Annotated in this window: 3 protein-coding genes, 1 pseudogene and 1 CRISPR repeat array; of the genes and pseudogenes, 1 reads left to right on the top strand and 3 read right to left on the bottom strand. The window is 45.7% G+C overall.

Annotation, left to right across the window (positions count from 1 at the left end; genetic code table 11):
* Positions 1-56 precede the first annotated feature (56 nt).
* Positions 57-455: a CRISPR direct-repeat array (repeat unit 37 nt; unit sequence GTCGGAGCGCTCCCTTCAACCAGAGATGGATTGCGAC).
* 92 nt (positions 456-547) lie between these two features.
* Positions 548-1,048 (top strand): hypothetical protein, encoded by a 501-nt coding sequence (locus ACWIP2_RS12945; protein ID WP_448520362.1) that lies wholly within the window; start codon positions 548-550, stop codon positions 1,046-1,048.
* A gap of 548 nt (positions 1,049-1,596) precedes the next feature.
* On the opposite strand, the gene ACWIP2_RS12950 is transcribed toward ACWIP2_RS12945, so the two are convergent.
* The 3 genes and pseudogenes from ACWIP2_RS12950 to ACWIP2_RS12960 form a co-directional block, all read right to left on the bottom strand.
* Positions 1,597-4,890 (bottom strand): DUF499 domain-containing protein, encoded by a 3,294-nt coding sequence (locus tag ACWIP2_RS12950; protein ID WP_448520363.1) that lies wholly within the window; start codon positions 4,888-4,890, stop codon positions 1,597-1,599.
* A 33-nt stretch (positions 4,891-4,923) separates the two neighbouring features.
* Positions 4,924-5,979 (bottom strand): ATP-binding protein, encoded by a 1,056-nt coding sequence (locus tag ACWIP2_RS12955; RefSeq protein ID WP_448520364.1) that lies wholly within the window; start codon positions 5,977-5,979, stop codon positions 4,924-4,926.
* 124 nt (positions 5,980-6,103) lie between these two features.
* Positions 6,104-6,592: pseudogene (locus ACWIP2_RS12960) on the bottom strand (DUF1156 domain-containing protein); the annotation flags it as partial.

A 6,592-nucleotide genomic window follows, 5' to 3' on the forward strand; every position in this document is an offset into this window, starting at 1 on the left:
ACCAGAGATGGATTGCGACTCGCTTCTTCTTGCTCTCGATGCTGAATCTTTGAATGGTCGGAGCGCTCCCTTCAACCAGAGATGGATTGCGACGTGTCTCTGCGCCCTGCATTGCTATCTCCCAATCCTGTCGGAGCGCTCCCTTCAACCAGAGATGGATTGCGACACGCCCTATTTAATAGATGACGACGAAGTAAAGAGGTCGGAGCGCTCCCTTCAACCAGAGATGGATTGCGACTCTTTGATACATCCCCAATGCTGCGAAAATCCCAGTCGGAGCGCTCCCTTCAACCAGAGATGGATTGCGACCATATACGCACCGCCAAAACTGCCTTACGTCGTTTGTCGGAGCGCTCCCTTCAACCAGAGATGGATTGCGACAAAATTTCCGAGTTATCTGGCTGTTTTTCGGAAAAAGTCGGAGCGCTCCCTTCAACCAGAGATGGATTGCGACACGACTCAAAAGTGATAATTTTAGAATCGTTTGAAGAAACGGAACAATTTTTGTCTGGTGATTCTTGTCGTGTAATTAAAACTGATGATTATTATGAGATTCTTATTAAGTAGTTTGTTGCTCCTTTTGAGTTTTGGTGGATTTGCTCAAAATAGTAAATATACCTCCCCGCCAACAACAGAGCAGGTTTTGGCAGATATAGATGCGTATTGGGAAGCGAAAACAGAGATTGACGATACCCCTTTAACCCCAGAACAAAAGAAGATAGTTGCTGACAATTTATATTCCTTATATGGAATAACTAACCTAAATATAGTTGATATAAACCTGCACCCGGGTGACTACGTTGCAATGTTAATGATAGCTGATGGTAAAATTAAAGAACATATAAAATTTAGTACTGGTAAAATATTATCAATGGAAATTGAGTGTGTAGCAAACGACTGGTATCAACAATTTATAAATATTTATAAGCAAGGTAATTGGTTTGAAAAGGTAAAACCAATCAATGAAGGGAAACAATTCTATGCAGCGGTTTGTGTGTACGGGGGAAACAAATACTACATTTTATTATTAGCAGTTGATAAAAAATAAGTGATAAAAAAATAAAGCGAGCTTACGTCTCGCTTTATTTTTTTTTATGTTGGGATAGTTTAATTCATCGCAACATTCTGATTTTTTAACAGCCCAGGTAAAACATTCTTTATGAATGTTTGCAAGTGAGCTAAATATTTATTTCGATTCTGAACTATTCCGTTAAATCCTTTACCGTTGGTGATTTTATTTACTTCTTGGGCTATAAGTTCTCTAGCTCTTTGTTTGTCTGTCGGAGCGCTCCCTTCAACCAGAGATGGATTGCGACATTACATGGCTCCACCGATTGTTTTCTGGATCAAGTGTCGGAGCGCTCCCTTCAACCAGAGATGGATTGCGACAATTTTTGTAAATCCTGCAAAATTGTCTAAATGATGTCGGAGTGCTCCCTTCAACCAGAGATGGATTGCACCCGCCCTCTTCCGAAGAAAGGAACTTGGTTCTACGGTCGGAGCTTGGGGGCAAAATAGCCTAAAAACCCGCTTGCAGGGCATTCCAAAGCTGTTTTTAACTGCCATCAAACCCGATTTAAACTGTCATGGCATTCACTACACCTCCACATCAAAGTTAAGCCCCAGTTGTCGGGCAGATTCTTTGACAATCTTGTATTCCTGACTTGACTCGGTCAGCGGTTTGGCTTGTGTTGATTTGCCCTTGATTCTGATTTCTATCTCAATCTGGTTATTTGCCAATGGCATAATGAAACTATTAAATAGCTGTGTGTATTGCTCCATCGGAACTTTACCGGATACAGTGATAGACTTGTAGTGTTTTACTTCTGTTTTACTATCGGGTTGCTTTGGCAGTGTGCCGGGTTGAGGTTCGCTGACAATACTTGGCTGCTGCGCGGATGTCTGACCGGCAGATACAGCAGGAGAATCGGATGCGGTTTCAGCGCTTGGTTTCAGCGACTTTTCTACCAGCCAGTAGGTGTCGTCAATATCAAAGAATGGCACATTCTCTTTCAGAAAATACCTTGTGAAGGTCTTCCCATCGCCTGCGGCAATGCAATACTCGCCATTGTTGCAGTATTTCAACAAACTCCCGATGACAGCTGCCTTGCCTGTAATCATGGGCTTATCGTCAAACCTCAGGAAGGCTTCATAAACATCCTTTACTTTGACAGGCTGCTCGATGGTCGGTAATAACTGATGACTGCGCAGCGTACCCAAGCCAATGGATTCCAGCAGCCACTCTTCTGCTTTTAACGCTTCGAAAACGTTGCTATTGATTTGGGCATCCAGTGAATCTTTAAACTCTTTCAATTGTAATACCTGCGCTCCATTTTTCACCGAATACTTCACTATAATTGAATAGGCTGTTGAAAGTGCGCTATCTGAACCTTTGGCAGCATCTTCAATGCGTTTTTTTAAATCCTGTTTTTGCTCCGATTCCAACTGGTTGTTGTATTCGTCGTATATCTTGCGACAAGCCAGGTATTCTCTGATAGTAGATTCCAACTTATTTATACCCAACTCGGAACAAACCATGAACAGTATATTATTCCTGTAGATGCGCTCGCTGTTACCTTTTTTGGTGGCTATCCGCTCAATCAGGGAAAGCGTACTGCCGCTTACCTCGCCTGACTTAGCCGTATAATTAGGATTCAACAGCAGTAAAGTGGTTTGTTGTTGCTCAGGAATATCGCCTGAAGGGTCTATCAGCACCTTGAACTTGCTGACATTTTTGATTTTTTGCTGTAATCGTTTCAATACCTCAGCCGTAATATCTTCGGCTTGTATATCGCCTTTTGCCTGATTGATGAGAATATTGATATTTGGCTTGGTATAAAACCAGTACCTTTTGCCCGCTGCGGAAGACGATTGGCTGTAATACAGATAGTAGGCGTTGCTTTCCAGTTCATCCAGCGCCCCATTGATACTGTTGTGATTAAAGCCTTCCGGACTCAGCAAGTGTAGTTTTATTTCCTGTACGGAAACGCCCTTGTTAGCTCCTTCGCTGCCAAAAGAGTTCATCAAGATAACAGATGCAATGGACTGGGTGAGGTTCCACTGACCGTACTCGTTTTTAGCGCTGTCTATTTTAAAAGCATTGGACGACGAACCTGCCACATCTGCCGAAATCACGGCATCGTAGCCGTGGCCGTACAGTCTTTTCAACTGCCCCGAAAGCGCATCTAAATTGGCAAAATTGACTACGCCTGTATGAATCAGCGCATTAGCCCCAGACAGGCTTTGCTGTCGCTTCCATAGGTCGCTGACGATAGCTGCCAGCAGGCGAAGTACGCCTCTGGTGCGTTGAAAATCGTGGTGGCTGCCCCACCTTACCCGAAATGTATCAATCAGCTCGGGATGGAATGGGTAGGACTTTATGATCCGCTGCTTGTACTCCGAACGACTGGCCGCAGATGGTAATTCTGCACTATGTGATTGATAAAGCAGCATGTATTGAGAGGCAATGCTTTCAATGACTGACGCATCGCCTACCTGCTCGAACAAACGCCTGCGAATTACTTCGTAAATTTCTTCATCAGCTACGGGCTTGGTGTCGGCGCTGACGCGGCCTACCCGCTTTTGCAGGGATGCGAGTATTGCGTGTGCCTTTTCTGTATTGCCGACTTCCTGTACGCTGGCCGGTAAGGTAATTACTGCTACGCAGTGGTTGGCTGCCGCTACTGCTTCGGTGAGTTCCTGTATGAAGCTGATGGTCTGATCGGAAAGATTGCTGCTGCCTACGTTGTGCCCTGAGGCTTTTACGCAGTAATCGGCTAACTCGTCTATCAGGATGAGTGCGGGTTTGCATTGCTCTAATACTTTTTTGAAAATACCTGCCGGAGCAATCCGCGCTTCATCGTTTTTTCTAACCAATTCATAGGCTGCTTTGCCGCCCAACTGGTAGGCCAATTCGCCCCAAATGGTTTGGATGTGTACACCCTCTTCGGCGTAGCGCCCCTGTGTAGGATCGTTGGTTGTGTTGGTAAATACTGCAACATTGGCTTTCTCAAACGCAGGGTTGCCCGTATAGGCAAACAGTTCTTTGGTAAAACGCGACTCAATGGCATTTGAACCCCATTGCGCTAAGTGGTACAGCGAAATAAGCGTATGCGTTTTGCCGCCGCCAAAGCCTGTCTGTAGCGATATGACGCGGTTTTCGGCATCTTCGCTACCATTCAAACCCTTCAATACGGTTTTGGCTACGTTGCGCAAACCTGCCGTCAGATAGGTTTTGGAGAAGAAGATGGAGGAATTGCTGTAAATTTCCCGACCACTGCCAAAGGCTACTTCTGCCAGATTGGCGGCAAATACCGATTCGTCTAAACGCCCTTCTTTGATGTCTGTATGTGGAGTAACGACTCTAAACCAAGGCACTAAACCCGATGAGCCGGCAGGAGCTGCCACCGATTTCGGCTGCGGTTGGGATTCCTGCTCGTTTTTGGCGCTTTGCAAGGCAATCAGTTCTTGCTCTAATTCGGTCATACCAATAGCGCGTGCAATCTTTTTCATATTGACAAACGCATCGGCAAAATCATCGTCAGTAATTTTTTGATAGTGCGCTGATTTATTGCGCACACGGTAAATACTGTCTAAGTAAGTGGCAACATTGTTAACCTCTTTGCCGAAATCATCGCGCAGCAAATCTTTGTATTTGAGTGCGAAATTTTTCAAATGCGAATAATCTATCAGCGCCATTGGATCTGAACCGCTTTCCAGACTTTGTTGCCAATATTCTTTTTGCTGGGCTGTCAAAACATCGCCGTACCTGTCTAACCATATTTCGCCATAGGCTTTGCGCAAGGTAAGCATGACATAGTAGCGGAAGGCTTCTATAAAAGTCCCGAAGGCTTTGCGTAAATTATCGTCCTGGAAGGTTTGGATAGTCATGGGATTTTTGATTTTCGACCAGCATTTTTTTGATTACCGTAATATTAATAAATTTTTCAATGGGATGGTAATTACGTTTTCATGTGTGCTCATGGTGTCATTCTTTGTGATAAGAATGCCAAAGGGTGCCCGATTCACAGGACTGGACATGAACCATTCCAGCCCTTTGTAATGCTCTGCCTTGATCGTATTCCGATACTTTACTTCTATAGGAATTCTTTGATCGCCGATGGTGATAATAAAATCGATTTCCGGTTCATTGTTTTGTGCCGGCAGATGGGATAAGTCAAGTCCACTGATGCTGGAAAACAACGCGCCTACAATGCTTTCGGCCATAAAGCCTGCCATAGTAGCCACATCCTGATTGTTTTCCTCATTCTTGAATTGCATAGGGATATACTCCTGTAGCCAACTGGCGCGTAGGCTATGGTCTGCCAGACATATTTTCGGATCGCTCTTTTTCTTTTTTAACCTGATTTCCAACGGTTGTACCAGACGAATCAGCAGCGTATCGCTTAAAAACTTCAGGTAAGTTCTTACGCGTTGCGTGCCGATGTTGGCCTGCAATGCGGTTTGAATTTCGCGGGTAAGTTTACCAATACCCGGAGTTTGGCCTGCATAGCGACAACAAAGCCGAAACAGTTCCTCTAATAGCTGCGGGTCTCTCTTGCGCCCTTTTTCGCCCAGCCGCAAATCGTGCTGAATGACTCTTTTGATTACCGTTTCGTTGAGTTGATCTGCTACCATTTCCCAAGGGGCATTGGTACTAAGGTGTGCAACAGGATAAGCGCCTCGCTCCGAAAAGGCTGCAAAGGCTTCGTCAATAAAGACCTGATGTTGGGCAGCATAATCGGCTAAGGCTTGCCAGGTTGCCTGTTGCTTGAGTTTAGACACACCATTATCTGGTAAAAATGGTTCGGGAGTGGGAAGCCCTCTGATTTTGCCGATTTCGGTGATGGACAAAGTGCCTGCTTCAATAGTATTGATTCTGCCCGCAAGGCTGTCTCTGCTCAACTCGATGCGCAATGCCGAACTGCCCGTAACAACGCAAATGACCGTATTGTGATCAACCAAAAACTGCAGCTCCATGGCATTGCCTTTCCACTAGGGGTTCATTTGGTGGAGCGCAGCAATGGTGTTGCTATCAATTCCCTGTTGTGTGTGCTTTTTCATCAGGTTTCAGGTTTTCACACGCTGAAGCGTATGTTACGAATTAATTACCAAACAAATTGGCTTGTTTTGCCGCCAGCGCTGCTGTTTGCTGACTGCTGCGGATGAGGTTGTCGCGGTTGTCGAGCAGGCCTTGCACCTGTTTGTAGTCGTCGCTGCCCGCGGGGAGTAGTTCTTTCAGAGCGGTAAGTACGCGCCAAAACGGGCTGTCGGGCTTGATGGCTACCTTGTAAATGTACGCCAGCAAATCGTTGCGGTCGCTGCCTTTGTAGAGGTACATGGCGCGGTGGGCGCGGTCTATCAGGTGCGACTCGGTGGCGTGCGTGCCCAGATTTTTATTGGCGGCTATCCTTTCGGCAAAACCGGCCAACACCTGTTTGTTGCCGTTTTTGAGCAGCAGGTTTTCTTTGAACAATTCCTGTACGTTGATGCTCAGGCCTACTTTGGTAAATTTGGCAACGTCGTCGAAGTCGGTTTCCGCGAAGCTGTACAGTTGCAGCCAGCCGATGTAGAACTTGGTGTAGTCGTCGCC

The sequence above is a fragment of the Rhodoflexus sp. genome (assembly GCF_053489755.1).

Excerpts from the sequence above, each read along its gene's own strand:
- ACWIP2_RS12950 (WP_448520363.1), bottom strand. The coding sequence starts at position 4,890 with ATGACTATCCAAACCTTCCAGGACGATAATTTACGCAAAGCCTTCGGG.
- ACWIP2_RS12945 (WP_448520362.1), top strand. The coding sequence starts at position 548 with ATGAGATTCTTATTAAGTAGTTTGTTGCTCCTTTTGAGTTTTGGTGGA.
- ACWIP2_RS12955 (WP_448520364.1), bottom strand. The coding sequence starts at position 5,979 with ATGGAGCTGCAGTTTTTGGTTGATCACAATACGGTCATTTGCGTTGTT.